The 25,284-nt window shown below is 65.0% G+C and carries 27 protein-coding genes; 14 read left to right on the forward strand and 13 right to left on the reverse strand.

The annotated features are described in order from the left end of the window. Positions 1–40: 40 nt before the first annotated feature. The 4 genes from ACFDR6_RS11160 (at position 41) to ACFDR6_RS11175 (ending at position 4,208) form a co-directional block, all read left to right on the forward strand. A complete protein-coding gene (locus ACFDR6_RS11160; RefSeq protein ID WP_212085502.1) occupies positions 41–1,033 on the forward strand; it encodes a Bug family tripartite tricarboxylate transporter substrate binding protein in 993 nt (330 codons plus the stop codon). Between the two features lie 135 nt (positions 1,034–1,168). Continuing rightward, the gene (locus ACFDR6_RS11165; protein ID WP_375847734.1) at positions 1,169–1,651 is read left to right on the forward strand and encodes a tripartite tricarboxylate transporter TctB family protein; all 483 of its coding nucleotides are present in this window, start codon (positions 1,169–1,171) and stop codon (positions 1,649–1,651) included. 11 nt (positions 1,652–1,662) lie between these two features. After that, a complete protein-coding gene (locus ACFDR6_RS11170; RefSeq protein WP_317239630.1) occupies positions 1,663–3,201 on the forward strand; it encodes a tripartite tricarboxylate transporter permease in 1,539 nt (512 codons plus the stop codon). Continuing rightward, on the forward strand, positions 3,198–4,208 hold the full coding sequence (locus ACFDR6_RS11175; RefSeq protein WP_375858275.1) for a 4-hydroxythreonine-4-phosphate dehydrogenase PdxA: 1,011 nt from the start codon (positions 3,198–3,200) through the stop codon (positions 4,206–4,208). The genes ACFDR6_RS11170 and ACFDR6_RS11175 overlap by 4 nt, the downstream gene beginning before the upstream one ends. A gap of 99 nt (positions 4,209–4,307) precedes the next feature. On the opposite strand, the gene ACFDR6_RS11180 is transcribed toward ACFDR6_RS11175, so the two are convergent. The 3 genes from ACFDR6_RS11180 to ACFDR6_RS11190 form a co-directional block, all read right to left on the reverse strand. Beyond that, positions 4,308–5,540 (reverse strand): HlyD family secretion protein, encoded by a 1,233-nt coding sequence (locus ACFDR6_RS11180; protein WP_212085495.1) that lies wholly within the window; start codon positions 5,538–5,540, stop codon positions 4,308–4,310. Then, entirely contained in the window at positions 5,533–5,970 is a 438-nt protein-coding gene (locus ACFDR6_RS11185; RefSeq protein WP_249153272.1) for a hypothetical protein, read from the reverse strand. Before ACFDR6_RS11185 ends, ACFDR6_RS11180 begins: the two co-directional genes overlap by 8 nt. Before the next feature lie 347 nt (positions 5,971–6,317). Continuing rightward, entirely contained in the window at positions 6,318–7,394 is a 1,077-nt protein-coding gene (locus ACFDR6_RS11190) for a methyl-accepting chemotaxis protein (RefSeq protein ID WP_212085493.1), read from the reverse strand. Between the two features lie 283 nt (positions 7,395–7,677). Between ACFDR6_RS11190 and recJ the strand changes: the two genes are divergently transcribed. The 3 genes from recJ (at position 7,678) to ACFDR6_RS11205 (ending at position 11,259) form a co-directional block, all read left to right on the forward strand. Continuing rightward, positions 7,678–9,519: a single-stranded-DNA-specific exonuclease RecJ gene (gene recJ, locus ACFDR6_RS11195; protein WP_317239628.1), complete on the forward strand. Its 1,842-nt coding sequence runs from the start codon at positions 7,678–7,680 to the stop codon at positions 9,517–9,519. Between the two features lie 35 nt (positions 9,520–9,554). Next, the gene (locus ACFDR6_RS11200; protein WP_317239627.1) at positions 9,555–10,364 is read left to right on the forward strand and encodes an SDR family NAD(P)-dependent oxidoreductase; all 810 of its coding nucleotides are present in this window, start codon (positions 9,555–9,557) and stop codon (positions 10,362–10,364) included. Positions 10,365–10,461: 97 nt separating this feature from the next. Further along, positions 10,462–11,259 (forward strand): aldolase, encoded by a 798-nt coding sequence (locus tag ACFDR6_RS11205; RefSeq protein ID WP_375858276.1) that lies wholly within the window; start codon positions 10,462–10,464, stop codon positions 11,257–11,259. Positions 11,260–11,265: 6 nt separating this feature from the next. Here the strand turns inward: ACFDR6_RS11205 and ACFDR6_RS11210 are convergent, their stop codons facing one another. After that, the gene (locus tag ACFDR6_RS11210; protein ID WP_317239625.1) at positions 11,266–12,495 is read right to left on the reverse strand and encodes a lytic murein transglycosylase; all 1,230 of its coding nucleotides are present in this window, start codon (positions 12,493–12,495) and stop codon (positions 11,266–11,268) included. Positions 12,496–12,641: 146 nt separating this feature from the next. Between ACFDR6_RS11210 and ACFDR6_RS11215 the strand changes: the two genes are divergently transcribed. Together ACFDR6_RS11215 and ACFDR6_RS11220 are read left to right on the forward strand one after the other, a co-directional pair. Next, positions 12,642–12,902: a hypothetical protein gene (locus ACFDR6_RS11215; RefSeq protein WP_212085483.1), complete on the forward strand. Its 261-nt coding sequence runs from the start codon at positions 12,642–12,644 to the stop codon at positions 12,900–12,902. A 71-nt stretch (positions 12,903–12,973) separates the two neighbouring features. Continuing rightward, positions 12,974–13,225, forward strand: a complete 252-nt coding sequence (locus ACFDR6_RS11220; protein ID WP_212085481.1) for a hypothetical protein — start codon at positions 12,974–12,976, stop codon at positions 13,223–13,225. A gap of 20 nt (positions 13,226–13,245) precedes the next feature. Here ACFDR6_RS11220 and ACFDR6_RS11225 read toward each other — a convergent pair whose 3' ends face one another. After that, positions 13,246–13,779 carry a MarR family winged helix-turn-helix transcriptional regulator gene (locus ACFDR6_RS11225; protein ID WP_375858277.1) on the reverse strand — a complete coding sequence of 178 codons (534 nt, stop codon included), beginning with the start codon at positions 13,777–13,779 and terminating at the stop codon, positions 13,246–13,248. Between the two features lie 54 nt (positions 13,780–13,833). Between ACFDR6_RS11225 and ACFDR6_RS11230 the strand changes: the two genes are divergently transcribed. Next, complete coding sequence (locus ACFDR6_RS11230; RefSeq protein ID WP_375858278.1) at positions 13,834–14,313, forward strand: carboxymuconolactone decarboxylase family protein; 480 nt, start codon at positions 13,834–13,836, stop codon at positions 14,311–14,313. Positions 14,314–14,334: 21 nt separating this feature from the next. Beyond that, a complete protein-coding gene (locus ACFDR6_RS11235; protein WP_375858279.1) occupies positions 14,335–14,835 on the forward strand; it encodes a cupin domain-containing protein in 501 nt (166 codons plus the stop codon). Between the two features lie 31 nt (positions 14,836–14,866). Here ACFDR6_RS11235 and ACFDR6_RS11240 read toward each other — a convergent pair whose 3' ends face one another. The 3 genes from ACFDR6_RS11240 to efp form a co-directional block, all read right to left on the reverse strand. Then, entirely contained in the window at positions 14,867–15,853 is a 987-nt protein-coding gene (locus ACFDR6_RS11240) for a DUF808 domain-containing protein (RefSeq protein WP_375858280.1), read from the reverse strand. An 82-nt stretch (positions 15,854–15,935) separates the two neighbouring features. Continuing rightward, complete coding sequence (locus ACFDR6_RS11245; protein WP_375858562.1) at positions 15,936–17,555, reverse strand: M23 family peptidase; 1,620 nt, start codon at positions 17,553–17,555, stop codon at positions 15,936–15,938. Between the two features lie 24 nt (positions 17,556–17,579). Continuing rightward, positions 17,580–18,146, reverse strand: a complete 567-nt coding sequence (gene efp, locus ACFDR6_RS11250; RefSeq protein WP_212085466.1) for an elongation factor P — start codon at positions 18,144–18,146, stop codon at positions 17,580–17,582. A 162-nt stretch (positions 18,147–18,308) separates the two neighbouring features. On the opposite strand from efp, the gene epmA reads away from it, so the two are divergent. From epmA to ACFDR6_RS11265, 3 genes are read left to right on the forward strand one after another with little or no spacing between them, the layout of a single operon-like run. Further along, entirely contained in the window at positions 18,309–19,364 is a 1,056-nt protein-coding gene (gene epmA / locus ACFDR6_RS11255; RefSeq protein ID WP_375858563.1) for an EF-P lysine aminoacylase EpmA, read from the forward strand. Between the two features lie 5 nt (positions 19,365–19,369). Beyond that, on the forward strand, positions 19,370–20,464 hold the full coding sequence (locus ACFDR6_RS11260; RefSeq protein WP_375858281.1) for a lysine-2,3-aminomutase-like protein: 1,095 nt from the start codon (positions 19,370–19,372) through the stop codon (positions 20,462–20,464). A gap of 42 nt (positions 20,465–20,506) precedes the next feature. Then, on the forward strand, positions 20,507–20,761 hold the full coding sequence (locus tag ACFDR6_RS11265; RefSeq protein ID WP_212085456.1) for a hypothetical protein: 255 nt from the start codon (positions 20,507–20,509) through the stop codon (positions 20,759–20,761). 59 nt (positions 20,762–20,820) lie between these two features. Here the strand turns inward: ACFDR6_RS11265 and ACFDR6_RS11270 are convergent, their stop codons facing one another. The 5 genes from ACFDR6_RS11270 to ACFDR6_RS11290 form a co-directional block, all read right to left on the reverse strand. Next, positions 20,821–21,906, reverse strand: coding sequence for a 3-deoxy-7-phosphoheptulonate synthase (locus ACFDR6_RS11270; protein WP_375858282.1), 1,086 nt, complete (start codon positions 21,904–21,906; stop codon positions 20,821–20,823). Between the two features lie 233 nt (positions 21,907–22,139). Then, complete coding sequence (locus ACFDR6_RS11275) at positions 22,140–22,712, reverse strand: HdeD family acid-resistance protein (RefSeq protein WP_375858283.1); 573 nt, start codon at positions 22,710–22,712, stop codon at positions 22,140–22,142. Positions 22,713–22,784: 72 nt separating this feature from the next. Further along, a complete protein-coding gene (locus ACFDR6_RS11280; protein ID WP_212085450.1) occupies positions 22,785–23,825 on the reverse strand; it encodes a PrsW family intramembrane metalloprotease in 1,041 nt (346 codons plus the stop codon). Between the two features lie 292 nt (positions 23,826–24,117). Continuing rightward, a complete protein-coding gene (locus tag ACFDR6_RS11285) occupies positions 24,118–24,375 on the reverse strand; it encodes a hypothetical protein (protein ID WP_212085448.1) in 258 nt (85 codons plus the stop codon). Between the two features lie 203 nt (positions 24,376–24,578). Continuing rightward, positions 24,579–25,205: a PilZ domain-containing protein gene (locus tag ACFDR6_RS11290; protein WP_375858284.1), complete on the reverse strand. Its 627-nt coding sequence runs from the start codon at positions 25,203–25,205 to the stop codon at positions 24,579–24,581. Between the last annotated feature and the right edge of the window lie 79 nt (positions 25,206–25,284).

Genomic DNA, 25,284 nt, shown 5'->3' on the forward strand with positions numbered 1-25,284 from the left:
AACAACGATAAGAATACAAAGAATTCAGCTGGAGGAAATCATGGGTCGGACGTCAACACTTCTGCTTTCCGCAGCCGTATGCGTGCTAGCCGGCGCGGCTCCGGCGCTCAGCGCCTGGCAACCGCAAAAGCCGATCGAGTTCGTGGCCACGGCCGGGCCCGGCGGCGGCACCGACAATCTCGCCCGCGCGGTGCAGAACATCATCACCAAGCACAAGCTGACGGAGCAGCCGATCGTCGTCGTCAACAAAGGCGGCGGCAGCGGCGCGGAAGGCTATGTCTACGGCAAGGCCTCCGCCGGCGATCCCCACAAGGTGATCTTCGGCACCTCGAACGCCTGGCAGCAGCCGCTCGTCTCCAAGGTCGCCTTCAACTACACCGATCTCACCCCGATCGCGGCGATGGCGCAGGACGAGTTCCTGCTATGGGTCAAGCAGGACTCGCCGTACAAGACGGCGGGCGATTATCTGAAAGCCGCTGCCGCGGGCGAGTTCAAGATGGGCGGCGCGCAATCGAAGGACACCGACGAGGTCCTGACCCGCATGATCGAGAAGGCCGGCAAGGTCAAGCTGACCTATATCCCGTTCAAGAGCGGCGCCGAGACCGCCGTGCAACTCGCGGGCGGGCATCTCGATTCCCACGTCAACAATCCCAGCGAGAGTCTTGGGCAATGGCGGGGCGGCACGCAGCGGCCGCTCTGTGTCTTCAGTCCGAAGCGACTGCCGCAGGGGCCAAAGGTCACCGCGAGCGAAGGCTGGAGCGACGTTCCGACCTGCATCGAGCAGGGCCTCGACATCAAGCAATATGAGCAGCCGCGCACCGTGTGGCTGCCGGGCAAGGTCACGCCGGACCAGGCGGCATTCTATGTCGACCTGATGAAGAAGGTGCAGGCCACGCCCGAGTGGAAGGACTATATCGAGAAGACCTCCCAGGTCGACACCTTCCTGACCGGCGCCGAGCTCGACAAGTTCATCAAGGAGGACCTCGAGCACATCAGGCAGGTCGCAGGCGAGCAGGGCTGGCTCGTCAAGTGAGGCGGGGCGGTAGCGTAGGCGGTGGCCGATTGGACAGGACCGCGCCACAAACTCCGCTGTCGTCCCTGCCGAGTGCGGGGAAGCGGTGTGTGTCATGATCGGCCACGTTATTACGGGTCTTGAGTGGAGCCCTCCATGATCTCCCGCCGCGCGCTTGAGTTGGCCACCGCCATCCTCACCGGCAGCTTCGGTGTCGCCGTCATTGTCTCCAGCCTGGACAACGGCATCGGCTGGTCGAGCGCAGGTGTAGAGGCCGGCACGTTTCCGTTCCTGACGGGGATCATCGTGGTGGTCGGGAGCCTTTACAACCTGGTGCGTGGCGCGCTGCCGGCCGCCACATTGGCCAACGTCCCCATTGCCATCACGTCCATCGAGCTGCGCCGGCTGGCCGGTCTGTTCGTGCCGGCTGCGGTCTTCGTGGCGGCGATTCCGCTGGCCGGGATGTACGTCGCTTCCGCGCTCTACATCTTCACGGTGCTGGCCATCCCGCGTCACCAATCCGTGCCGCGTGCGCTCGCCATGGCGGGGGCAACGGCGCTTGCGCTCTATGTCGTGTTCGAGCGCATGTTCCAGGTCAGTCTGCCGCACGGTGCGCTTGCCGCCGCGTTCGGGTTCTGACGGAGAGGTCGATGGATAATCTCTCAGAGCTCCTCCACGGCTTCACCATCGCGGTCACCGTCCCGCATCTGCTGCTGATGGTGGTCGGTGTGCTGCTCGGCATTCTCGTCGGCGTGCTGCCGGGACTGGGCGCGCCGAACGGGGTATCGCTGCTGTTGCCGCTCACCTTCGGCATGCAGCCGGTGTCGGCGATCATCCTGCTCTCCAGCATGTATTGGGGCGCGCTGTTCGGCGGCTCCGTGACCTCGATCCTGTTCAACATTCCGGGCGAACCGTCGTCGGTCGCGACCACCTTCGACGGTTACCCCATGGCGCGCGACGGCCGGCCGACCACGGCGCTCGCGACCGCCTTCGGCTCGGCGGCGATCGGCGCGCTGATCGGCGTCATCCTGATCACGTTCCTCGCATCCTGGGTGGCGCAGGTTGCGCTCGCCTTCGGGCCGGCCGAGTATTTTGCGGTCTATTTCCTCGCCTTCGCCAGCTTCGTCGGCATGGGAGGCTCGGCGCCGATCAAGACCGTCGTGGCGCTGGCGATCGGCTTTGCCATCGCGGCCATCGGCATCGACACGGTGTCCGGCAGCGTGCGCCTGACCATGGGCGTCGATGAGCTGGTCAAGGGCGTGAGCTTCGTCGTCGCCGTGATGGGTCTGTTCGGCATCGGCGAGCTGCTGGTCGCCGTCGAGGAGGAATTTCATGCCCGCGCGGTCTCCTCGAAGATCGATTGGCGCGAGGTGTTTCGCGCCGTTGGCCGCCTGCCGTGGCACGGCCTTGCCTTGCTGCGCAGCGCCGCGATCGGCTGCTGGATGGGGATCACGCCGGGCGGCCCGACCGCGGCCTCCTTCATGAGCTATGGCATCGCCCGCCGCTTCTCGCGCCGTGGCCAATATTTCGGCACCGGCGAGGTTGAAGGCATCATCTCGCCCGAGACGGCCGACCACGCAGCCGGCACCAGCGCGCTGTTGCCGATGCTGTCGCTCGGCATTCCCGGCTCGGCCACCGCGGCGGTCATGATGGGCGGGCTGATGATCTGGGGTCTCAATCCCGGGCCGATGCTGTTCGTCGACCAGAAGGATTTCGTCTGGGGCCTGATCGCCTCGATGTATGTCGGCAACATCGTCGCCGTCGTGCTGGTGCTGCTCACCGTGCCGGTTTTCGCCGCCTTGATGCGCATTCCCTTCGTGGTGATCGCGCCACTGATCGTGATCATCTGCGTCGTCGGCGCCTATTCGGTGTCGAACTCCTATCTCGACGTCATCATGATGCTCGGTTTCGGTGTCGTCGGTTATCTCTTCAAGAAGCTGTTCTATCCGCTGGCGCCGCTCGTGCTCGCAATCGTCATCGGCGACAAGGCCGAGGATGCGTTCCGGCAGTCGATGCTGATCTCGAAGGGATCCCTGGGGATCTTCTTTGCGAACAAGCTGGTGACATGCCTGATCGTCGCCGGCATCGCGCTGTTGCTGCTTCCGCTCGTGCTGCAGCTTGCGCGGCTCTGGCGTAAGCCGGCATCTCCCGCGGCTGACCCGACCACCCAGGAAAAGGTGATCATATGACCGCAAAGCCGCTCATTGCATTGGCAATGGGAGATCCCGCCGGCATCAGTCCGGAGCTGACGGCGAAGCTGGTGGTGCGGGACGACATCCGCGCGAGCTGCCGGCTCGTCGTCATCGGTGACCGCCGCATCTTCGACGAGGGTGCGCGTGTCGCCGGCGTCAAGGCGGACTTGACGATGGTGGAGCAAGGAGCCGACCCGCGCGCAGCTCAGGGCGATGCGCTGTTTCTCGATCTCCGCCACCTTGATCCCAGAGAGGTCGAGCCAAAAACCGCGACGCTTGCCGGTGGCAGGTTCGCACTGGCGAACTATCGGCGTGCGCTCGAGCTCGGCCGGGACGGCCGCGTCGATGCCGTCTGCTTTACGCCCTTCAACAAGCAGGCGATGCGGCTCGCCCGCGCCGAATATGACGACGAGATCGCGTTTTCGGCCGAGGTGGTCGGCCTCAAGACCGCCGCGAGCGAGTTCAACGTGCTGGACCGGCTCTGGAACGCACGCGTCACCTCTCACATCTCGCTCAGGGACGTCGCCGCGAAGCTGTCCAGCGAACGCATCCACCGTGCGCTGACGCTGACCGATGCCTGCATGCGCAATGCCGGCTTTGCGCGCCCCCGCATCGCGGTTGCGGGGCTCAATCCGCATGCCGGCGACGGCGGAAATTTCGGCCGCGAGGAAATCGACATCATTGCGCCCGGTGTGGCGGCAGGCCAGCGCGAGGGCATCGCCGCAGAGGGACCGTTTCCGGCCGACACCGTGTTCCTGCGGGCCAAGGCCGGCGCCTTCGATGCGGTGCTGACGATGTATCACGACCAGGGCCAGATCGCGATGAAGCTGATGGGCTTCGATCGCGGCGTGACCTTGCTCGGCGGCTTTCCGTTCCCGATCTGCACGCCCGCGCACGGCACCGCCTACGACATCGCAGGGCAGGGCGTCGCATCGATCGGCGCGAGCCGTGCCGCGCTGCTGCTGGCGGCGGAGATGGCGGCTGCCGCAAAACGTCCTCGGTGAACCGACGGTGACTTTCGCCCGACGACGCTAGAGGCTCGCGAGCCATGTTGCGAGCGCATAGGCCCGACACGATCCTGAGCCTATTCTGAATCTCCGGGATCAGTGGCCGCTCAGCACCAGTGTCTTGACCGGCAGCAGCAGGGCTTGAATGCGCAACAGAAGGGCATGCACGAGTCCCGTCGCATCGACCACATGCAGGGCAAATCCCTTGAGTGCGCCGGTCTTGGGGTCCGCAATCGCATCATGGTTGCTCGTATAGGCGTTGACCATGCAGGCCGATCCTGGCGTGACGCCCTCGAGCCCGCCCTTATAGAGCGGCTCCAGAAATGCCAGGATCGTGCCCGGCTGCCGCAGATTTTGCGGATCAATGAGCTGTTCGCCCGAGCGGAATTGTCCGGCGGCGATGTAGTCCTGCACGCCAGTGACCACGAGCGGAATGATGACCCAGGGCTTCGAGATGCAAGTCGCCTCTGCAAGCATGCCAGGTCGTATGACCTGGGCTTCGATCTGGCCGAAGCCAGCCTGCAATGAGCGCCGGCCAGCGCCATCCGGAATCAAGACGCCAGCCGGCCTCATCATCTGATTGACGACATCGCCGGTACGCAGAAGGAATTGCTCCACGCGTCCATCGATGCCGGCTCGAATTGAGGTCTTGTCGAGGTCCACTTGCGCCTCTGCCATGGCCGCCTCGGCACTCGCCTTCTCGGCGGGCAGAAGCGTCGAGATTCGCAGGGTCGAAGCCTCCCTGGCGGCACTGGCGGCATCGACGCCCGCCTGCCGCTGATCGACGATGACCTGGAGTTTTTCGATGTCGCGCTGCGGCACGATTCCGGGATTGCGCCGCTGCAATTCGCTCTTGGTGTCGAGCTCGTCCCTCGCTTGCTGCCAGGCCGCCTTCGCTTCTCCGATTTGGGCGTCCGCCTTGACCACATCGGCCCGCGCGCTGATCAGTGAGGCATCGACCTCGGCGACCTTTCGTTTTGCCGTCTCGAGTGCCGCCTGCTGCTTGGCGCTGTCCAGCCGGAAGAGCACGTCGCCTTTCTTGACGGGCGCGCTGTAATCGACGTTGACCTCGGCGACGCGGCCGGCGACTTCGGGCAGGATCGGCACGGTGCGGAAGTAGAGCGTCGCCGAACTGGTCGAAGGATGATAGTAGAAGATCATGGTGATCAGCGCGATGGTCAGCATCAGGCAACTGGTGATGCCCCACCTCAGCTCGTACCAGACCGAGAAGAGCGTTATCTCCTTGCCGAACCGCTTACCCTGCCGATAGCGCCGATAGAGGTAGTCCGGGAGGATCGTCACGAGCGAGCAGAGCAGGAGTTCAAGCATGACCTTGAACTCCCTCGTGCGGCGCATTCTTGGTGCCGGAATTGCCGGACAGCTCGGCTTCGGTTGCCGGTTGCCGGGTCTGCGGCGCTGCATCGGCGATCCGCTCCACCGAGCCGGCGATGGTGCGCAGCGGCGTGGAGAAGTCCGGCAGATCGATCATCGCGAGAAGGAGGCCTGCGATCCAGAAGATGTGCATGTGTGTGAACAGCGAGATGAGTCCGAGCACGGCGACAAGCTCGAATTGCAGCTTCTGCGATTTGTGCGCCATCCGCTCCGGAAGGCTGTGCAGCTTCCAATAGAGCGTACCCACCCACAACACGACGGCAATGAGGAAAATGGCCATGACGACCATCAGGGCGTCCGAGCCGTCAGGTCCAGGCACGAAGAACGGCAGGTGATGGGGCGCTGCCGGATGCATTTGTTCGCTCAAGCTCGTTGCCCCGCAAGAAAAAGCTCGAGAGCCCACGGTAGGGCTCTTTCATTGCCGGGCATTGTTCCCCAACACAAGAGCGAGAGCAAGGATGTGTCGGGCTGCCGTTGTGGAGAGTGTGTGCTAGATCGCCGCGCCCGAAGGCATTTTTATCGAGACGGTCGTTGCAAGAACAAATGTGCCGCGATGGCGCCCTTGGCAGGTTGCTCCTGTTTTGCCCGACGTGTCCAAGAATTTTGGCGCGTGCAAAAACAACCAGGGAAGACAACCCCTTGGCTACTGTGCATGGGGTTGTTTTCGCGAAATCTTGTTGAGAGCGGGCTACCCGTCCGATCTTGCGAGGCGCCTCAGGCACCGCAGATGATCACCCCGTACCAGCCGAGGCCCCGATAGGTCTCGTAACCCGGCGTTGCATGAAAGGCGACCAGCGAGCCGTTGCGGTCGTGATAGAAGCCGGAGCGCTGGCCGTTCAGCGAGATCGAGAGGCGTTCGCTGAGGATGCCCTGGCCGTCGGACGCTGCGATGACGCGCAGGTTGGAATCGACCAGCAGCACGCGGGCCCTGTCGCTGTCGCCGATGCGCACGCCCTGCACGATGGCACGGGCCTGCGGCTCCCAGTCGAAATGGATGGCGAGCACGCCGATCGGGGCGCCGTTGGCCTGGCCGCCGGCGCGGACGCTGGCGCAATAGGTCGCGACCTGCGCGTTGCCGAGCAGCGGCTGGTTCTCGACGTCGCCGGCGACGTAGTCGTCACCGGAGCGCAGGCTGTGCGCGTCGCGAAACCATTTTGTGTGGGCGATGTTCTGACCGACGACGCGAAAGCGGTCGGCACGGCCGTTGGCGATGACGTTGCCGTCGAGGTCGCAGAGCCAGAGGTCGAGATAAACGGTGTAGGCTCCGAGGATCACGCCGAGGCGCTGCGAGGCGTGCGAGACGGCCGCCGCACTGGGGGAGGCCGCGCAATCGACCACGGCGGAATCGGTCGCCCACCAGCGCACGTCGCAGGTGCGTTCATAGAGGTTGCGGTCGATCAGCTCGATCGCGTTCAGCGACAGGTCCATCATGCGCTCGCCGCGCGAACGCTGGCTCATGCGCTCGATCGAGGAGACGAGATCGCCGGTGCGCTTCGTCAGCTGGCTTTCGAGCTCGCGTGCGATGGTCTCGACCTGCTGTCCGACGCCGCGCACCTCCTGGGCCACCACCGCAAAGCCGGCGCCTTGCGCGCCGGCGCGCGAGCTCTCGATCAGCGCGTTCAGCGCCAGCATCTTCATCTGGTTGGTGATCTGCTGGATCGACTTGGTCTTGTCGACCGCGATCTGGTTGACCTCCGCGGTCAGGCGGTTGATCAGCGCGGAGATGTCGGAATCATCGTCGGCGGGTTCTGTGGCGATCGGCTTGGCTTTCAGACCCAGCGCAGCAGACATCGGGGACTTCCCTTGGCAATGAGGTCTGATCTGCAACGAACCCGGAACTGACAAATTACAGATCGAATACGAGTCTTTTTCGAAGATTCCGCCTAACGCCTGCTTAATTTGCTATTCGGCCGGGTGCCCAAATGATAGTCACTGAGCCCTGCCGGGCAGCCATCCACCGCTTTGTGGACCGCCGCCGTTGCAAAGCTCGGCGGATTCCCGGCCAATCGGCCAGTGACCGGACGCCCTGCGTGTTCGTCCGGGGTCCCGAGTTCCCAAAGATCGCTCTCGAATCATGACGCCGCCCGCCACCGCCTTGCCCGTCGAAGCGCCCCGAGCGTTCCTAGGTGTCGCGCGCTCGCTCACCGACAAGCTCTGGCTCGACCGGCTCGATGCGCGCGGGGCGGCCAAGGCGCTTGCCATCGTGCAACGGCACCAGCTCCCGGAGCTGCTGGCGCGCGTGCTGGCGGGCCGCGGCGTCGATATCGACGCTGTTGCCGACTTCCTCGATCCGACCATCCGCAAGCTTCTGCCGGACCCGTTCACGGTCACGGAGATGGAAGCGGCGGCCAAACGGATCGCGGATGCCGCGACAAAGGGGGAGAAGGTCGCGATCTTCGGCGACTACGACGTCGACGGCGCGACCTCTGCGGCGTTGCTGGCCTGGCACCTGCGCCATTGCGGACTCGATCCGCTGATCCACATTCCCGACCGCATCTTCGAGGGCTATGGCCCCAACGTCGACGCGGTGCGCGGGCTCGCGGCCAAGGGTGCGACGCTGCTCGTCACCGTCGATTGCGGCACCACCAGCATCGAGCCGCTGGCTGAAGCGAAACGGCTCGGCATGTCCGTGGTCGTGATCGACCACCACCAGGCCGGCACGGAGCTGCCGGAGGTCGATGCGCTGGTCAATCCGAACCGGCTCGACGATCTCTCCGGCCTTGGCCATCTCGCCGCCGTCGGCCTCGTGCTGGTTACGCTGGTGGCGGTCAATCGCGAGTTGCGCCAGCGCGGGTTCTGGAGCGCCGAGATGCCCGAGCCCGATCTGCTCGGCATGCTGCATCACGTCGCGCTCGGCACCGTTGCCGATGTTGCCCCGCTGGTTGGCCTCAACCGCGCCTTCGTTGCCAAGGGGCTGATCGCGATGCGGCGTCGCGACCATGTCGGCCATACCGCGCTGATGGACGTGGCACGGCTCAACGGCCCGCCGGAGGCCTGGCATCTCGGCTTCATGCTGGGGCCGCGCATCAATGCCGGCGGCCGCATCGGCCGCGCCGATCTCGGCGTGCGGCTGCTGTTGGAGGGCGATAGCGTCGAGGCCGCGCGGATCGCGGCCGAGCTCGACCGTCTCAACAGCGAGCGCCGCGTCATCGAGCAGGCCGCCGAAGCCCAGGCCGAAGCCGAGGCGCTGGCCTCGATCGGGCTCGAGGACAAGCTCGGCGTCATCGTCACGGCGTCCGAAGGCTGGCATCCCGGCGTCGTCGGCCTCGTCGCCTCCCGCCTGAAAGAGAAGTTCTCGCGGCCGGCATTCGCCATTGCTCTCGAGCCTGGTGGCATCGGCACCGGCTCAGGGCGCTCGATCGCCGGCGTCGATCTCGGCAAGGCGGTGCGGCAGGCGGTGGCCGACGGGATTCTGCTCAAGGGCGGCGGTCACGCGATGGCCGCCGGCGTGACCCTGCGGAAAGAAAAGCTCGCCGAATTCCGCGCTTATCTCGAGAACGCGCTGGCGCAGGACGTCGCCGAGGCCCGCCACGTCAACGAGCTCTATATCGACGGCGCGGTCTCCGCACGCGCGGTGACGACCGAGCTTGCGGCGACGCTGAACCGCGCCGGTCCTTTCGGGAGCGGCAATCCGGAAGCCGTGCTGGCGCTGCCGGCGCACCAGCTGGTCTTTGCCGACGAAGTCGGGCAGGCGCATCTGCGTCTGCGTTTCAAGTCGGGCGACGGCGCCATCGTCAACGGCATCGCATTCCGCTCGGTCGGCCAGAAGCTCGGAAACGCGCTGCTCGCCAATCGCGGCCAGCAACTGCATGTCGCGGGCTCGCTCGCGGTCGATCGCTATCAGGGCACAGAACGCGTGCAATTCCGCGTCATCGACGTCGCGCTACCGGACCAGGGGCCATCCGTGATTAGATAGCCGCTGCTTCAAACAACAAAAAAAGGGAGTGAAACATGGCAGGGCAGGTTGAAGGCAAGGTCGCGCTGGTGACGGGCGGGGCCTCGGGTATCGGTGAAGCCATCGTCGAGCTGTTCGCGCGCGAGGGCGCGACCGTCGTCATCACCGACATCGATGAGTTGCGCGGCCCCGAACTCGCCAAGCGCGTGACGAAAGCCGGCGGCAAGGCGATCTTCCTTGAGCAGGACGTCACCAGCGAGGAGCGCTGGATCGAGATCGTCACCGAAGTCGCCAAGCGCTACGGCCGGCTCGACATCATGGTCTCCAACGCCGGCATCGGCATTGCCGTGCCTTCGATCGTGGACATGACGCTTGCCGACTGGCGCAAGCAGAACGCGATCAACCTCGACGGCGTGTTTCTCTCGGTCAAGCATTGCCTGCCCCTGATGCGCAAGCATGGTGGCGGTTCGATCATCATGATGTCGTCGCTGGCGGGCCTGCGCGGTTCGCCCGGGTTGTCGGCCTATTCGGCGACCAAGGGCGGCGTGCGGTTGTTCGCCAAGTCGATCGCGATGGAATGCGCTGCGGCGGGCGACGGCATCCGCGTCAACTCGGTTCATCCCGGCATCATCGATACGCCGATCTGGGGCAAGATCCCGACGGGCGCGACCGGCGCCGGCCAGAACGCGCCGATCGATCCGGAGGAGCGGGCGAAGGTCGTCACGCCGCTCGGCCGCGCCGGCCAGGCGGCGGAGATCGCCTCCGGCGTGCTGTATCTTGCCTCCGATGCCTCGCGCTACCTCACCGGCAGCGAACTCGTCATCGACGGTGGCATGAACGCGGGCGGCGTGCTGCGGCGGGCCTGAGCCGCGCAGGGCAGGGCGGCACGCGCAGGGGCTGACGCGCAGGCGCAGCGCCTGTACAACGAGGGGCAGCTCTCGACCAACAGAGGTGTCCTTCGCCATGGCGCACAGCCTTCACGCTTCCTCACCCGCATCAGCGCCATTCCGGTCGAACCGGCCGGATCTCGCCACCGATGCGATCCGCACTGCACGCGAGGACCTCGCCGCCTGTTTCCGCATGGCGGCGCGCAATGGCTTTGAAGAAGGCATCTGCAACCACTTCTCGGCCGTCGTGCCCGGCCATGACGATCTGTTCCTCGTCAACCCCTACGGCTACGCCTTTCGCGAGCTGACCGCGTCCAGGCTCCTGATCTGCGACTTCCACGGCAACGTGCTCGACGGCGAGGGTGTGCCCGAGGCGACCGCCTTCTACATCCATGCCGAGATGCACAAGCGCCTGCCGCGCGCGAAAGTCGCCTTCCACACCCACATGCCCAATGCCACCGCGCTGTCGATGACCGAAGGCGAGCCGCTGATCTGGGCCGGCCAGACCGCGCTGAAGTTCTATGGCCGCACCGCCGTCGACCGCGACTACAACGGCCTCGCGCTGGACAACCAGGAAGGGGGGCGCATCGCGTCCGCCGTCGGCGATGCCGACATCATCTTCATGAAGCATCACGGCGTGATGGTGCTGGCACCGACCATCGCGGAGGCCTGGGACGATCTCTACTATCTCGAACGTGCCGCCGAGGTGCAGGTGCTGGCGATGTCGACGGGACGAAAAGTGCTGCCGGTCGATCCCGCCGTTGCGGCCGAAACCTACAGGCAGATGCGTGAGGGCGATAGCGAATCCGCACGGCTGCATCTCGCCGCGATCCGCAGGCAGCTCGATGCGGAGGAGCCGCAGTACCGGCATTGAGGTCGCCTACGACCCCTGCCGCAGCTTGGCCAGCACCTTCAACCCGCCATAGCCGTCCGCCGGCGTGATCCCGGCGCGCTGCTGAAAATCCTTGACCGCCTTCATGGTGTCGTTGCCGACGCGGCCATCGGTGCCGCCGGTGTCGAAGCCGGCCTTCGTCAGGCGCGTCTGCATCTCCTGCACCTCGGCGAGCGTCAGCGCGCGCTCGGAGCCGGGGAAGGGCTGAATGAAAGGCGGCGCGCCGAGGCAGCGGTCGCCGAGATGGCAGATCGCCAGCGCATAGTTCATCGAGGGATTGTAGCTCTTCACCGAGTAGAAGTTCGGTCCCAACAAGAAGGTCGGCCCTCCCGCGACCGGCGTCCACATCTGCGCGGAGGCGTTCGGCTGGGGAAACGGCTGGCCGTCGGCGCGGGTGACGCCGGCCGCCTGCCATGCCGCATAGGTTCGGCTGCCGCTGATGTTGCCGGCCGCGCGCACCTCATAGCCCCAATGCTCGCCGCGATGCCATTTGCCGCGATTGACGAGATATTTGGCGGTCGAGCCCAGCGCATCGTCGGGCTTGCCGAAGGGGGACACTTTGCCGTCGCCGTCATAGTCGATGCCGACATTGAGCCAGACTTCCGGCATCCATTGCGAATGCCCCATCGCGCCGGCCCAGGATCCCTGCATCTGCTCCGGCGTGCTCCAGCCCTTGTCGACGATGCGCAGCGCGTTGATCAGCTCGGTCTCCCAATAGGCCTTGCGGCGCGGCTCGTTCCAGGCAAGTGCGGCCAGTGATGGAAATATGGGCCTCATGTGGTTCTGCTGCACCAGCGGATCGCCATAGGCGGACTCGACGCCCCACAGCGCCAGCAGCGTGCCACGCTCGACGCCGAACTCGCGCTCGATGCGCGCGAGCAGCGCCTCGTTGTTCTTCAGGGCGATCTTGCCGTTGATGATGCGCCAGTCGGAGACGCGGCGGTTGATGTACTGCCAGACCTGCTCGTGAAATTCCGGCTGGCTGCGCATCTGCTTGAACACGCTCATGTCGGGTTCGACCCGCGCCATCGCGCGCTGCCAGGTCGCGGCGGAAATGCCTTTGGCCAGGGCGCGTGAGCGAAAGGCTTCGCGCCATTCGTCGAAGCCCGGAGGTGCGGCGAGGACGTGTGTCGGAAGCGTGAGTACGGCAGCCGCACCGAACGTCGATTGGAGCAGGGTGCGGCGCGTGCAACAGAGTGAGGAATCAGTTTGCTTCATGGGCACATTCTAGCCCGAAACATGGCCCGTGTGAGTCGGTTCCCGGAACAACCGCGCGTCGAATTTCCGGGTCCATGGATCGGCCAATTCGTCGGAACAAACTGTCGCAGTCCCGCATTCCCCTCGCATCAGGAAGAGGAGGAGTGATGAGGAAATATCTGTTTGCCGCTGCCATGGTGACGGCCATCGCCGCGCCTGCGTTCGCGGACGAGGTCGGAGTTCACGTCGGCCCGGTGGGTGCGGGCGTGACGGTTGGTCAGTCCCATGAATATCGCGAGCGAGACCGCGATCGGGATCGCACCACGGTCATTCGGGAGCGCGAGCCCGCCGACCGCACCACGGTGATCAAGAAGGAAGATGAATTCGGCAATCGCGAAAAGACCGTGATTCATCACGACAACGACTGAGCGAGCAGGGTCCCGGCCGGAGCGCCGGGGCCCTTCCGCGCGCAGCTCCTTCATCGAGAATTCGAGGTGGAATGAAGATACGAGCGCATGCGGAAAGCCATGTCGTCGAGCTCGACGACGGATCGCGCTGGCAGATTTTTCCGGGCGATCTGGCGACCACGCTGAGCTGGAAGCCCGAAACCGATCTGCACCTGGAGCCGAGCCGCGACCGGGTGACTTCGCACGTGCTGGTCAATGCCACGGATCGAACCCGCGTGCGGGTGATCGCCGCGGGCGAGACCTGGCCCGCCGGCGCCGTCAAGGACGCGTTGAAGGACGGGTAGGCCTTCGCTCGAGACGAACGTCAATCCACCTGGTCCTGCTGTAAATCAGTCGCAATTCCGGCGAGCCAGCGCCGGATTGTTGTTTCCGCTTTGCCATCCAACCCCCTCGCAAGTCGCTTCTCGAGCGCGATCACACGCTCGCGGCAGGCTTTCAGCAGCGTCGCGCCGCGTGGCGTCAACGTCCATTGCTGGATGCGGCCGTGGACCGGATGGGGCGTCATCAGAATTGCGCCATCGCGTTCGAGATTGCGGATGATGACGCCGACGGTCTGGGGCGTCAGGAAGGTGAGGCGGGCGACGTCGGCGCCTGATAGGCCCGGATATGCGTTGAGCATGGTCAGCACCGCGAATTGCGGCGATGTCACGCCGAGATCGCCGAGCGCCCGTTCCATCGTCAGGCGGACCGCGGCATGGGCCTGGCGCAGGAGATAGCCGAGATAACCTTGCTCGCCACGCTTGCCTTCTCCGGGCGCGGGTACACGCACGTCGCCGACGGGTGCGGTCGCCTTGTATTCGGTTTTGGGTCTTGCGGCGGTTGCGGACTTGCGTGACATATAAGAGCTCTTATAAGATGTAAGCATTCATACAATAAGACGAGGTGAACGGCAATGTCACACGCCCGCAGCGAATACGAGGATTTCAAGAAGATCGCGCCGGACGTCTATGATCTGGTGCTGGCGTTCGGTCAGCTTGCAACCAAGGCCGGCCTCGACAAGCAGCTCATCGAACTCGTCAAGCTGCGCGCTTCGCAAATCAACGGCTGCGCCTTCTGCGTGCAGCACCACGTCCTGCTGTCGGAGCGGATCGGCGTTCCCGCCGACAAGCTCCATCTGGTCGCGGTCTGGCGCGAGGCGCCGATCTTTTCCGCGCGCGAGCGCGCGGCGCTGGCTTGGGCGGAGGCCTTGACGCTGCTGCCTGGTGGCGTCAGCGAGGAGCTCTATTCGGAGGCGACGCGCGAGTTCTCTGAAACCGAGCTGACCTACCTGACCTCGGCGGTCGCCTCGATCAATGTCTGGAACCGGTTCGGCGCGGCGTATCGCTGGACGCCGGCCAAGCGGCCGGCCGCGGCGAATGCTGCGGCATCCTGATTGCAACGCGGGGAGGTCAGCATGACAACAATGAGTTTAGCCGTTGCGCAGCGCCCGGTGTCACGTTCGACGGCACTCGCGGTCGTCGCAGGGCTCGCCTGCGCGCTGGCGATTGGCAAAGTATTGCCGGTGACGATGGACACCGTCTCAGGCGTACTGGCGCCGCTGTGCGCCACGGCTGCTGAGAGTTCGCCCCTCGACAAGGTCGAGCCGATCGGCTCCTACGCATTGCCGAACGTGCCGGGCAAGCGCGTCACCATCGTGCGCGTGTTCTACGGTCCGGGCGGATTTTCGCGTCCGCATCGTCACTCCGGATCCGTCACCGCCTACATCACCAAGGGCGAGATCCGGTCCCAGCTCGGCGGCGGTCCGGTCGAGACGTTTGGGGTCGGCCAGTCCTTCTTCGAACCGCCGGGCTCGACGCATCTGGTCTCCGCCAACGCCAGCGCGACCGAGCCGGCAGAGCTGATCGCCGTGTTCGTGGCGGATGAGGGCGCGCAGCTGACGACGCTCCTCGATTAGCTGGTACGCGCTTCCGCGACGACGGCCGTTTTCAGGCCTGTGGCGATCGCCTCAACCGTTTCCAGGCCGGAGAGAGACCGTATTGGACGACCGGAATCGCAAGTGCGCCGACAAGCAGTCCAAGCAAGCCTGAGATGGCCGCCTCGACCGACCATTCGATGATGCCGGCAACGGATGGAAGGGCATGTGCCGCGGCCTCGGTTGCGGCATGGACCATGCGGCCGACCACGGGTGGGCCGTATTTTTCGATGCCATGCAGAATGATGCCGCCGCCGACCCAGATCATGGCGGCGGTGCCGATGGTGCTCAGCACCGCAAGGAAGACGGGCATACCGCGGACGAGCGCGCGTCCAAGCAAGCGGATCGCGCCGCCGATGATCGAGGCGCCGTCATAGCGGGCGAGGGCCATGCCGACATCGTCCGCCTTCACGATCAGGGCCACCACGCCGTAGACTCCGACTGTGATGAATATGCCGACCAACGCCAGCACCATTGCCTGCGTCCAGATGCTGCCCGCCGGGAGGGCCGCCAGTGTGATCGCCATGATCTCCGCCGACAGGATGAAGTCGGTCTTGATGGCGCTCGCGACCTTCTCGTCCTCCACCGACCGGGCATTCAACGCGATCGGCTGGAGCTGAGCTTCGTGGTGGTGCGCATGATGCGGCATCACGGCTTCGAGCACCTTCTCGGCACCCTCGTAGCAAAGAAACGCTCCCCCCAGCATGAGCAGCGGGGTGACTGCGGCGGGAAGGAAATATCCAAGCAACAGGGCAACGGGGAGCAGGATCAGCAACTTATTGCGCAGCGATCCGGCCGCAATCTTGCCGACGATCGGCAGTTCGCGTTTCGAGGCAAAACCGATGACGTAGTTCGGCGTGACGGCCGCGTCATCGATGACCACGCCAGCCGCCTTTGTGCCCGCCTTGGCAGCCTGGCTCGCCACATCGTCGAGCGAGGCTGCTGCCACCTTTGCGATCGCCGCGATGTCGTCGAAAAGACCGATCAGTCCGAGGCTCATCAACCCTGTCCTTTGTTCGTTCGATCCGGCGGCGTGGGTGACAGCAGCTCTTGCACCGTTCAGCCTCGGAACGAGCAAGCCGTCAATTGTCGTCGCCGCTCGATCCCTCGCGCAGGTCCGGCTTGACAACGTCGTTCGGCAGCGCGTGTGCCACCGGCTGCGCCGTGACTGCCATCTCCGGGCCGATCTCGCGGCCACGGGCGCGGATCAGGCGCTCATAGGCCGAGACCAGGGTGACGTAGGGGCTGACCCAGATCCAGCCATCGCGGGTGAACACCTGTACGTCGAAATGCAGGTGCATCGAGGTGCCGGCGGGACGGTCGAGATAGTTCGAGACGACGCCGATCTTCTCGCCTTCGGTGACGATGCGGCCGTTGACGAGACCATCGGCGTTCATCGCATGCGGGTTCATGTGCATGTAGCGGAAACGGATGTGCTCGGTGCGGCTGTTGACTTGAAGCGTCGCGGCCTGGTCCTTGGCCGCGCGGATCACGATGGCATCGCGCACGGCAACGACGGCGCGCCGCTTGGGGTCGCAGGATTCGGCGTCCTCGCCGGGCGGGCAGTTGGCGGCGCGAATGTCCTCGCCCTGATGGCCGTAGCCGCCGGCGCACTGCCAGACCTCGAAGCTGCGGGACTCGCAAAAATTGTCGCGCCAGGGATAGGCGGTCGGGCCCTCGCTCTTGTCGCGCTTGCTGTAGGATTGCGAACGCACAAAGGCGGGCGCCTTCTCGAGCGGAAAGCGGATCTGTGCATAGGCCATCACGTCGGCATGGCCGCCTTGCTTGCGGTAGCCCGTATTCGGGATGATATCGCCGCTCGGCCGATAGCTGAAGTCGGGCGAGCGAGCCGTGGGGCGATCGATGACGTTGGAGGCGACGTCCATTAGCGGCCGCATCCGTTGCCCGCCGGCGACACGCAGGGCCTTCAGGAAGCGCTCGGCGACTGGATAGGCTTCCTTGCAGGCGAGCCGTCTCGGCTTGGCGACGCTGTCGAGGCACTGGATCGACACGACATAGGCGGCGCCGAAACGGGTGAAAGCGTAGCGTACATAGCCCTCCCGGATGAATCTGCGGAGGTCCGGAAAGATCGTCGCGAGCGGCTTGACTGGCTCGCCCTTGCCGCCGGCGGGATCGGCGATGTCGTAGACCAGCGCCGAACCCGTGATCTGGACCTCGACCGGCCTCGCGAACACGCGGCCCGGCATGCCGTCACCGGCGCCGGGATCCAACGAAAAGGTTGCACTGTAGCCGGCGGGGCCGGCATCGAACATGTCGACGGGATTGAAGTCCGCCTGGTAGCGCGACAATGCGAGCGTCGCCGGCGCACCGTTGCGTTGCGCATCGAGGTACCCGGCGGCATCGAACGGCAGCAGCACAGGCACGGGACTGCGGGTGATGCCGGCGAAGAATCGTGAGGAAACCGCGTTGAGCTGCACCAGGGCGGGGGTGGCGCGGGGATCATAGCGCGGCACCGTACGGCGTGGCGCGAAGATGAAATCGTCTGCGACGCGGGGGCGGCTGTTGATCTCGGTGCGGAGCTGGTCCAGCGCTGCGCGCCAATCGACGCGCAGGGCCGTGAGCGAGGGGCTGCGGAATTCGTCCGCGGCGAGCGGAGCGGCAATGGGCAGCGAGAGCGACGCCAGAAGCAGCGAGACGAAGCGGAAACCCTTCCCAACCACTGTCTCGCCCCCCGGCGGCACCTGTTCCGATTGCACCGCGCTCTGCTAGTCCTTGGCGCGCTCTGAGTAGGAGCCGTCTTCGGTCATCACCACGATGCGGGTGCCGACGGCGATGTGCGGCGGCACCGTGGTGCGCACGCCGTTGGACAAGATCGCGGGCTTGTAGGACGAGGAGGCGGTCTGGCCCTTGGTCACGGGTTCGGTCTCGACCACTTCCAGGGTCACGCGCTGCGGCAGCGCAATCGACACCACGTTGACGTCATGCATCGACAGCTTGACGGTCATGTCCGGTTGAAGATAGGAGGCCGCGTCGCCAACGACGTCCTTGGAGACCTGGACCTGGTCGTAGGTCTCGGGGTTCATGAAGTGGAAGCCGTCGCCATCTTCATACAGGAAGGTGTAGTTGCGCTCTTCGATCGTGGCCTTTTCGACTTGGTCGGTGGTCTTGTAGCGCTCGGAGATCTTTACCCCGTCCGAGATTCGGCGCATTTCGATCTGACTGACCGGGGTGCCCTTGCCGGGATGGATGTTCTCGGCGCTCACGACGACGTAAAGCTTGCCGTCTTGCTCGATCACGTTGCCCTTGCGAATAGAACTGGCGATGACTCTCAAAGCTATATTTCCTGCTTGCTTGGCCCGGCTGGGGCCAGGACGTGGTCAAATCGATGGGGGAGTTGGGGCCTCAAATCGGACCTCGGCACCCGTTTCGGGCCGCAACATACTGATTTTGCCGTTGGATGCCAGCCTTTTGCTCAGGGCGGGGGCGGCCGGCTAATGGCTGGGGACAAGCCCATCTCACCGTTTTGGTCGCCAAGCCGCCACCTCGACCGGCGGCCTTTCCTTCAGGCCAGAGGGGCCATTACCGGGGCGCTTCGGGGGTTTTTCGCCGAGCAGGGGTTCGTGGAGGTCGAAACCTCCGTCCTGCAGGTCTCCCCGGGCAACGAGACCCATCTGCATGCCCCCCGGACCGAGATCATGCGGCCGGACGGCAGCCGAGCCAGCCGATATTTGCGGACCTCGCCGGAATTCGCCTGCAAGAAGCTGCTGGCGGCGGGCGAGACGCGGATTTTCGAGCTCGCCCGGGTGTTCCGCGACCGTGAGCGCGGTGATCTGCATCTGCCCGAATTCACCATGCTGGAGTGGTATCGGGCAGGCGCCCCGTATGACGCCATCATGGCCGATTGCGTCGTCGTGATCGCCCGTGCGGCGCAGGCGACCGGGATCGGGACCTTTTCCTTCCGCGGCCGGACCGCTGATCCCTTCTCCGAGCCGGAACTGCTGACGGTCTCGGGCGCCTTCGAACGGTTTGCCGGCATCGACCTGCTGTCGACAATCTCGGGCAACAGGGGTAACCGTGCCGCACTCGCCGAGGCGGCGGCCAGCAAGATCCGTGTGGCCGAGGACGACACCTGGTCGGACATCTTCAGCAAAGTTCTGGTCGAGCATGTCGAGCCGCATCTGGGGCAGGGGCGTTTGACCATTCTGTTCGAATACCCATCTCCAGAGGCTGCCCTGGCACGAGTGAAGGCTGAAGATCCCAGGGTTGCGGAGCGCTTCGAGGTCTATGCGTGCGGCGTCGAGCTCGCCAACGGCTTTGGCGAACTGACCGATGCCGAGGAGCAGCGTAAGCGCTTCACGGAATCGATGGCGGAGAAGCAGCGCCGCTACGGCGAAGCCTATCCGCTGGACGAGGACTTTTTGGCCGCGGTCGCCGCAATGCCGGAGGCGAGCGGCGTCGCACTCGGCTTCGACCGGCTGGTGATGCTGGCGAGCGGTGCATCGCGAATTGATCAGGTGGTTTGGACGCCACCGGCAAATGAAGCGTCTTGAGAGGCATGACGAAAACGAACCTTGCACGCACTTTGCGCGAGCCGGCCGAGCTCGTCGCCGAAGGTCTGTCGCCCGCAGCAGCGCTCCCCGCGCTCGAACGTGTTGCCGCGCGCTATGCGGTGGCCATCACGCCGGCGCTGGTCGAACTGATCGATACGTCCGACCCGGACGATCCCATCGCGCGGCAATTCGTTCCGAGTGCAAACGAGTTGGAGATGCAGCCGGGCGAAAGCGCCGATCCGATCGGCGATCATCCGCACTCGCCGGTTCCGGGGATCGTACACCGCTATCCCGATCGCGTCCTGTTCAAGCTCGTTCATGTCTGCGCGGTCTATTGCCGCTTCTGCTTCCGCCGCGAGATGGTAGGGCCCGGCAAGGACAACGCGCTGTCGGACGGGGCCTATCGCGCGGCGATCGAATACATCCGTTCGCATGGCGAGATCTGGGAAGTGATCCTGACGGGCGGCGATCCGCTCATGCTGTCGCCGCGGCGGATGAGCGAGATCATGACCGATCTTGCCGGCATCGATCACGTCAAGATCATCCGCCTTCATACCCGCGTGCCGGTAGCCGATCCCGCGCGCATCAGCGACGAGATGGTCGCGGCGCTCAAGGTCGAGGGGGCGACCACCTGGGTGGCCGTGCATGCCAACCACGCGCGCGAACTGACGGGGCCGGCGCGCACCGCCTGCGCGCGGCTGGTCGATTCCGGAGTTCCGCTGGTGAGCCAATCCGTGCTTTTGCGCGGGGTCAATGACACCATCGCCGCTCTGTCGGATTTGATGCGAGCTTTCGTCGAATGCCGAATCAAGCCGTACTATCTGCATCACGGCGATCTCGCGCCGGGCACGGCGCATCTGCGGACGACGCTGGCCGAGGGGCAGGACCTGATGCGGCAGCTGCGCGGGCGGGTGTCAGGTCTATGCCAGCCAGACTATGTCATCGACATTCCCGGCGGCGCCGGGAAATCGCCGGTGGGACCCAACTATGTGTTGGCGGAACAAAATACCGCAACGGATGCACGTGAAGCGGGAGCCGAAACGCGCTATCGTATCGTCGACTATTGCGGCGACGTTCATCTCTATCCGCCCGAGACCTGAGCGGTGACGGGGCGCGCGCTGCTTGAGAATGGAGAAGCGGAAATGAAGAAGATCATGGTGGCAGCATCGCTCGTGGTCTTGCTTGGCGGCGCGGCGGTCGCACAGACCGGCGGCTCCAAAGGGGCGACATCCGGCGGAGCATCCTCCGGCTCGGTGTTGCCGGCACCGGTCGGTCACCGCCAGCCCCGCGCGGCTGACGTGCCGAGCGAGAAGAATGTGAGCGATCCGAACGATCCGCTCAGCAAGGAAAACCAGGCGCTCGACAAGAAGATCAAGAGCATCTGCCGCGGCTGCTGATGGACTCACCTCTCCCCGACGGGGAGAGGTGAAGGAGACGACCGCGATTTTGTGACGGGCTATGCCGAGCGCTCGTGCAATCCGGCACGGCTCGAGTTGCGGCGGACCTCGACCGCGTCGGCGAGCTGCTCGAGCACGGTCGCCGTGGCCGGCCAATCGATGCAGCCGTCGGTGATGCTCTGGCCGTAGGTGAGCGGTTTGCCCGGCACCACGTCCTGGCGTCCGGCAACGAGATTGCTCTCGATCATCACGCCCATGATGCGGTTTTCGCCGCCTGAGATCTGGCCGGCGATGTCCGCCATCACCAGCGGCTGGTTCTCCGGCTTCTTGCTCGAATTGGCATGGCTCGCATCCACCATCACCAGCGGCGCGACGCCGGATTTCGTCAGCTCGTTGCAGGCCGCCGCAATGCTTGCCGCGTCATAGTTCGGCTTGCTGCCGCCACGCAGAATGATGTGGCAATCTTCGTTGCCGGCGGTCGAGGCGATCGCCGAGCGGCCGAGTTTCGTGACGGCCATGAAATGATGCGGGTGCGAGGCTGATTTCACAGCATCGGCGGCAATGCGAACATTGCCGTCGGTGCCGTTCTTGAAGCCGACCGGGCACGACAACCCGGAAGCCAGCTCGCGGTGGATCTGGCTCTCGGTCGTGCGGGCGCCGATCGCAGCCCAGGACACGAGGTCGGCGATGTATTGCGGCGTCGTCATGTCCAGGAATTCCGTGCCGGCGGGCAGGCCGAGATTGTTCACGGCCGACAGCACGTTGCGCGCCAGCCGCAGGCCCTTGTTGATGTCGAAGCTGCCGTCGAGATCGGGATCGTTGATCAGGCCCTTCCAGCCCACCGTGGTGCGCGGCTTCTCGAAATAGACCCGCATCACGATCTCGAGCTGATCGGCGAGATCCTCGCGCAGCTTTGCGAGGCGCTCTGCGTAATCGAGCGCGGCCCTGGGATCATGCACGGAGCAGGGGCCGACGACGACCAGAAGGCGGTCGTCCTGGCTGCTCAGGATGGCATGGATGGCGTTGCGCGCGGCCATCACCACACGGGTGGCGGTGAGCGTGCGCGGGACCTCCCGCATCACCTCGTCCGGGGTGCTCAGTTCTTTCAGTTCGCGGATGCGCAGATCGTCGGTCGTGCTCAGCACGGCGGGCTCCTGTTTGTTTCGAACCTGCCGGCAATAAAAAAGCCGCCAGGTCTGGCGGCTTGTTCGGACGTTTGCTGCAATGTTTCAGATTGAGCGCGATCCTCCTGCCGCCAGCGAGCTGTCGTAGCTAAAGTACCAAAAATAGCTGGTGGCGACGGTGATCATGGCAGGACATATAGCGCTCCATTGGCGCCTTGTCACCCCCAAATCGGCGCGGCAGGCGACGAGGCGCCTCAGGTGTTGCTGTTGCGCGCCGCGAGCGCCATGCCGATCAGGCTGGCGCCGCCGAACAGCAAATTGATACCGACGAGAACGCCGATGGCCCATTCCGCCGAGCTCGGCAGTCCCGTGATCACCAAGAACGAGATCGCGATGTCGATGAGGCCCGAGATCAGGAGCCACGACCAGCGACTGCTCGCGTCGCGGCGGTGCTCCAGCGCGTACATGATGGTGGCGACGCCCTCGGCGAGGAAGTAGGCGCCGAGCACGATCGTCAGGGTCAGCACGGCCTGTATCGGCCGGGCCAGCAGCAACAGGCCGGTGAGCACGGCGAGCGCAGCCGAGATCAGCGACCACCAGAAGCCCGGCGTGCTGCGCGCCCAATAGGTGACGATCAGCCCGCCGATGCCGCTGATCAGGAACATCCAGCCGAGGAAGATCGCGGTCGCAAGGCTCGCGAGCGGCGGCAGGATCAGAGCCGCGACGCCGAGAACGACGAGCAGGATGCCTTCGAACAGGAAGGCCTTCCAATTGGCCGTCTGGCTCATCGCGGATTGCAGCCGTGAAAGATCTTCGGGCGATGTCATCGTCTAGCTCCGGGACGAGAGGAGTGCGTCCCATCATCTAGTCGGCCCATCACGCGTTTGCCATGCGATGGATCAACTGCCGCCGGGGGCCGAGGAAAAACCTTCCGCGCTGGTGCGGATGCGGTTGCGGCTGAGAATGTAGATTGCCGTTGTGACAATCAGAAGCGCAAGGCCGAGCAGGATCGAGACGAAGCCGATCGGGATCAGGGCCAGCGTCAGATTGCGTTCGGGGTTGATGAGCCAGTGATGAATCGAGGTCAGCACGAAGGCGAGCCCGAGAAAGCCGACGCCGCCGCCGGCAAGCAGCAGCGCCCACATCCGGCGAAGCTGGCTGAGCCGCTCGCGGGCGACGTCCGTCCGCGGCGCGTGGTGGCGGGCGACGCGCCGGACCAGGCGGATGGCGAAGGCAATCGAGCTGAAGCCGATCAACAGGCTCGTTGCGCCCAGCCACATCCGGAGGGTCGGGTCCAGATCCGGCATGCGCTGGAGGGTCAGCAGCGGGAAATCGAACGCCGAATGCAGCGCAACCGGGCCTGCGAAGATCAAGAGGCGGCTGGAGAGGCGGGCCCAGTCGCGATGGTGGCGGTTCGCGCCCAGCGCGGTGCCGGCGCGCGCGATGGTCAGGTAGGCGCCCGCGATGATGCCGAGTGCGCCGTGAAACGGCACCGTCAGCACGCTGCGCAACGCGGCCAGCGAGCGCCACATCTCGGCGTGCTGAACCAGATAGGCCAGGTTCTCGTAAGCCGCGAAGCCGAGGCCGACCGCAGCGCCATAGACCACGGTGTCCATCGGATTGGCAAAAGTCCGCCGCTTGGTCGAGGACACCAGCACAATGGCGATCACCTTGACGGCTTCCTCGGGCAGCGCGACGCCGAAGACCGAATGCATGGCGAGCGCTGCCCAGGGGTCGTCGGGGGCTGCGACCATCTTGGCGAAGGGGGCGCGGGCAAGGCCCAGCAGCGAGATGCTGGCGGCCCCTAACAGGAACGCGGTCCAGACCTGGGCGGGCGGGCCCGGGCGCTCTTCAGCGGCGATGACGAGCCACAGTATCAGCAGCGCCGGGGCGATGGCGGCAGTTCCGATGACGGTGGGCAACGCTTCAATCAGGTACATCGGCGCCGAAAATAGGTTCCCTTGGTCCGCTTATCTACATTCTCCGATGCGACCATGTGTCATGTGCCCGCTGTCGGCTCGCTTAACGAGCGCGACAGCTTTCGTTCATGTGCCGTCGCCCGCGGAGGTGTAGAACATGAGCGCAATCAATTGCATGGCAGCACCTGTTCGTCGTCGATGGCAACGCGCGCGTGATCGATGCCGGAGCGCAATTGGTAAGCCAGAACAAGGAAATGGACAGGCTTCTTCGATTCACTGCCCACATAGTGCGGTGCGAGTTCGAAGCCGGGACTCAGTGGGTGGTGAAAGGCGGCGGCGCGCCGGGGGCGATGTCGAAGGCGCCGAGATGGAATTCCTCGCCGGGGGATGCGTCCGGCCCGCCTGGCTGCGCCAGCAGCGTGAACGCGGCCTGGGGATAGAGCTTCCAGATCTCCAGATCGCCGGCGGTGATGGTGAGCCAGCCGAAGGTGTATATGTAACGTCCGGGCTCGGTGACCCGGCCGACCCTGTCCCAGGTAATCTTATCAACCGTGACCTTGTTGACTGCCATCCGGTCCCCCGATCGCAAGTCCGCAAATGACGTCCGGCGTGAGGCTCGGACGGACAAAGGCTGATCCTGCAATGGGGCTACGATAGGGCAGCGATGGGGAGGCGAGGCGGCCCGGCGGATTGCGGCCGTGCTGGGTCACATCCTGTCGCGCGAGGGGCTCCATCTGCAGTATTTGGTTAAGAGTTGAAATGGACCGATCCGGCTCAGGCCGACTGCTGCAGGGGCGAGCGCACGACGAGGCGGACCAGGTCATCCCGCGACTGTTTCTCGGCGAATTTCACCGCGAAGCCGTTATCGAATTTGCGGATGACCCGCCCCACACAGGCGCCGACCGCAAGCGCGGTTCCCATCGGTGGGTCGTACTCGCAGGATATTGCGACGCCGGCCGTGGAGACATCGATGATGAAGCAGGAATGGGTGCTGCCGTCGGCGAGGGTCAGGAAGGTGTGCGAGACCTGGGGAACGAAACGCGCGTCGCGCCGCAGCTCCTGGACGCTTTCATCCCTCTGCTTTTTCTCCAGCCAGGTCAGCTTCTCCGACATCCAGGCGCGCCGCGCCCGCGTCATGTCGAGCTCCATCAGGAAGCCTGACTTCAGCGTCGCGCTGATGGTGCACTGGAATTCGCCGAAATCCTGGAAGTAGGAGGTCACGCGCTCGCCGATTTTGCCGACCACCGGCACGTCCACGATCATCCGGAACGGCGAGACGCGCTTGGTCCGGCACGCGAAGGTGCGCAACTTGCCCTCGCAATCGTACCAGCGCGGCAGCGAGTAGCTGCCGGCCACGGTGACGTCCACTGCTCGTTGCCGGAGGAACTCTGTGACGGACATGCGCGCCAATCGTGGTTTGGGATCGTTTCCGTAATTCCACGGTAGCGGGCAAATTCTAAGCAAATGATACCGTCGCCCA

Source organism: Bradyrhizobium tunisiense (assembly GCF_042263385.1).
Classification (GTDB): Bacteria; Pseudomonadota; Alphaproteobacteria; order Rhizobiales; family Xanthobacteraceae; genus Bradyrhizobium; species Bradyrhizobium tunisiense.

Bases quoted from the DNA above. Each gene is read 5' to 3' on its own strand.
- ACFDR6_RS11160 (WP_212085502.1), top strand. From the start codon at position 41: ATGGGTCGGACGTCAACACTTCTGCTTTCCGCAGCCGTATGCGTGCTA.
- ACFDR6_RS11165 (WP_375847734.1), top strand. From the start codon at position 1,169: ATGATCTCCCGCCGCGCGCTTGAGTTGGCCACCGCCATCCTCACCGGC.
- ACFDR6_RS11170 (WP_317239630.1), top strand. From the start codon at position 1,663: ATGGATAATCTCTCAGAGCTCCTCCACGGCTTCACCATCGCGGTCACC.
- ACFDR6_RS11175 (WP_375858275.1), top strand. From the start codon at position 3,198: ATGACCGCAAAGCCGCTCATTGCATTGGCAATGGGAGATCCCGCCGGC.
- ACFDR6_RS11180 (WP_212085495.1), bottom strand. From the start codon at position 5,540: ATGCTTGAACTCCTGCTCTGCTCGCTCGTGACGATCCTCCCGGACTAC.
- ACFDR6_RS11190 (WP_212085493.1), bottom strand. From the start codon at position 7,394: ATGTCTGCTGCGCTGGGTCTGAAAGCCAAGCCGATCGCCACAGAACCC.
- recJ (WP_317239628.1), top strand. From the start codon at position 7,678: ATGACGCCGCCCGCCACCGCCTTGCCCGTCGAAGCGCCCCGAGCGTTC.
- ACFDR6_RS11200 (WP_317239627.1), top strand. From the start codon at position 9,555: ATGGCAGGGCAGGTTGAAGGCAAGGTCGCGCTGGTGACGGGCGGGGCC.
- ACFDR6_RS11205 (WP_375858276.1), top strand. From the start codon at position 10,462: ATGGCGCACAGCCTTCACGCTTCCTCACCCGCATCAGCGCCATTCCGG.
- ACFDR6_RS11210 (WP_317239625.1), bottom strand. From the start codon at position 12,495: ATGAAGCAAACTGATTCCTCACTCTGTTGCACGCGCCGCACCCTGCTC.
- ACFDR6_RS11215 (WP_212085483.1), top strand. From the start codon at position 12,642: ATGAGGAAATATCTGTTTGCCGCTGCCATGGTGACGGCCATCGCCGCG.
- ACFDR6_RS11220 (WP_212085481.1), top strand. From the start codon at position 12,974: ATGAAGATACGAGCGCATGCGGAAAGCCATGTCGTCGAGCTCGACGAC.
- ACFDR6_RS11225 (WP_375858277.1), bottom strand. From the start codon at position 13,779: ATGTCACGCAAGTCCGCAACCGCCGCAAGACCCAAAACCGAATACAAG.
- ACFDR6_RS11230 (WP_375858278.1), top strand. From the start codon at position 13,834: ATGTCACACGCCCGCAGCGAATACGAGGATTTCAAGAAGATCGCGCCG.
- ACFDR6_RS11235 (WP_375858279.1), top strand. From the start codon at position 14,335: ATGACAACAATGAGTTTAGCCGTTGCGCAGCGCCCGGTGTCACGTTCG.
- ACFDR6_RS11240 (WP_375858280.1), bottom strand. From the start codon at position 15,853: ATGAGCCTCGGACTGATCGGTCTTTTCGACGACATCGCGGCGATCGCA.
- epmA (WP_375858563.1), top strand. From the start codon at position 18,309: ATGGCTGGGGACAAGCCCATCTCACCGTTTTGGTCGCCAAGCCGCCAC.
- ACFDR6_RS11260 (WP_375858281.1), top strand. From the start codon at position 19,370: ATGACGAAAACGAACCTTGCACGCACTTTGCGCGAGCCGGCCGAGCTC.
- ACFDR6_RS11265 (WP_212085456.1), top strand. From the start codon at position 20,507: ATGAAGAAGATCATGGTGGCAGCATCGCTCGTGGTCTTGCTTGGCGGC.
- ACFDR6_RS11275 (WP_375858283.1), bottom strand. From the start codon at position 22,712: ATGACATCGCCCGAAGATCTTTCACGGCTGCAATCCGCGATGAGCCAG.
- ACFDR6_RS11280 (WP_212085450.1), bottom strand. From the start codon at position 23,825: ATGTACCTGATTGAAGCGTTGCCCACCGTCATCGGAACTGCCGCCATC.
- ACFDR6_RS11285 (WP_212085448.1), bottom strand. From the start codon at position 24,375: ATGGCAGTCAACAAGGTCACGGTTGATAAGATTACCTGGGACAGGGTC.
- ACFDR6_RS11290 (WP_375858284.1), bottom strand. From the start codon at position 25,205: ATGTCCGTCACAGAGTTCCTCCGGCAACGAGCAGTGGACGTCACCGTG.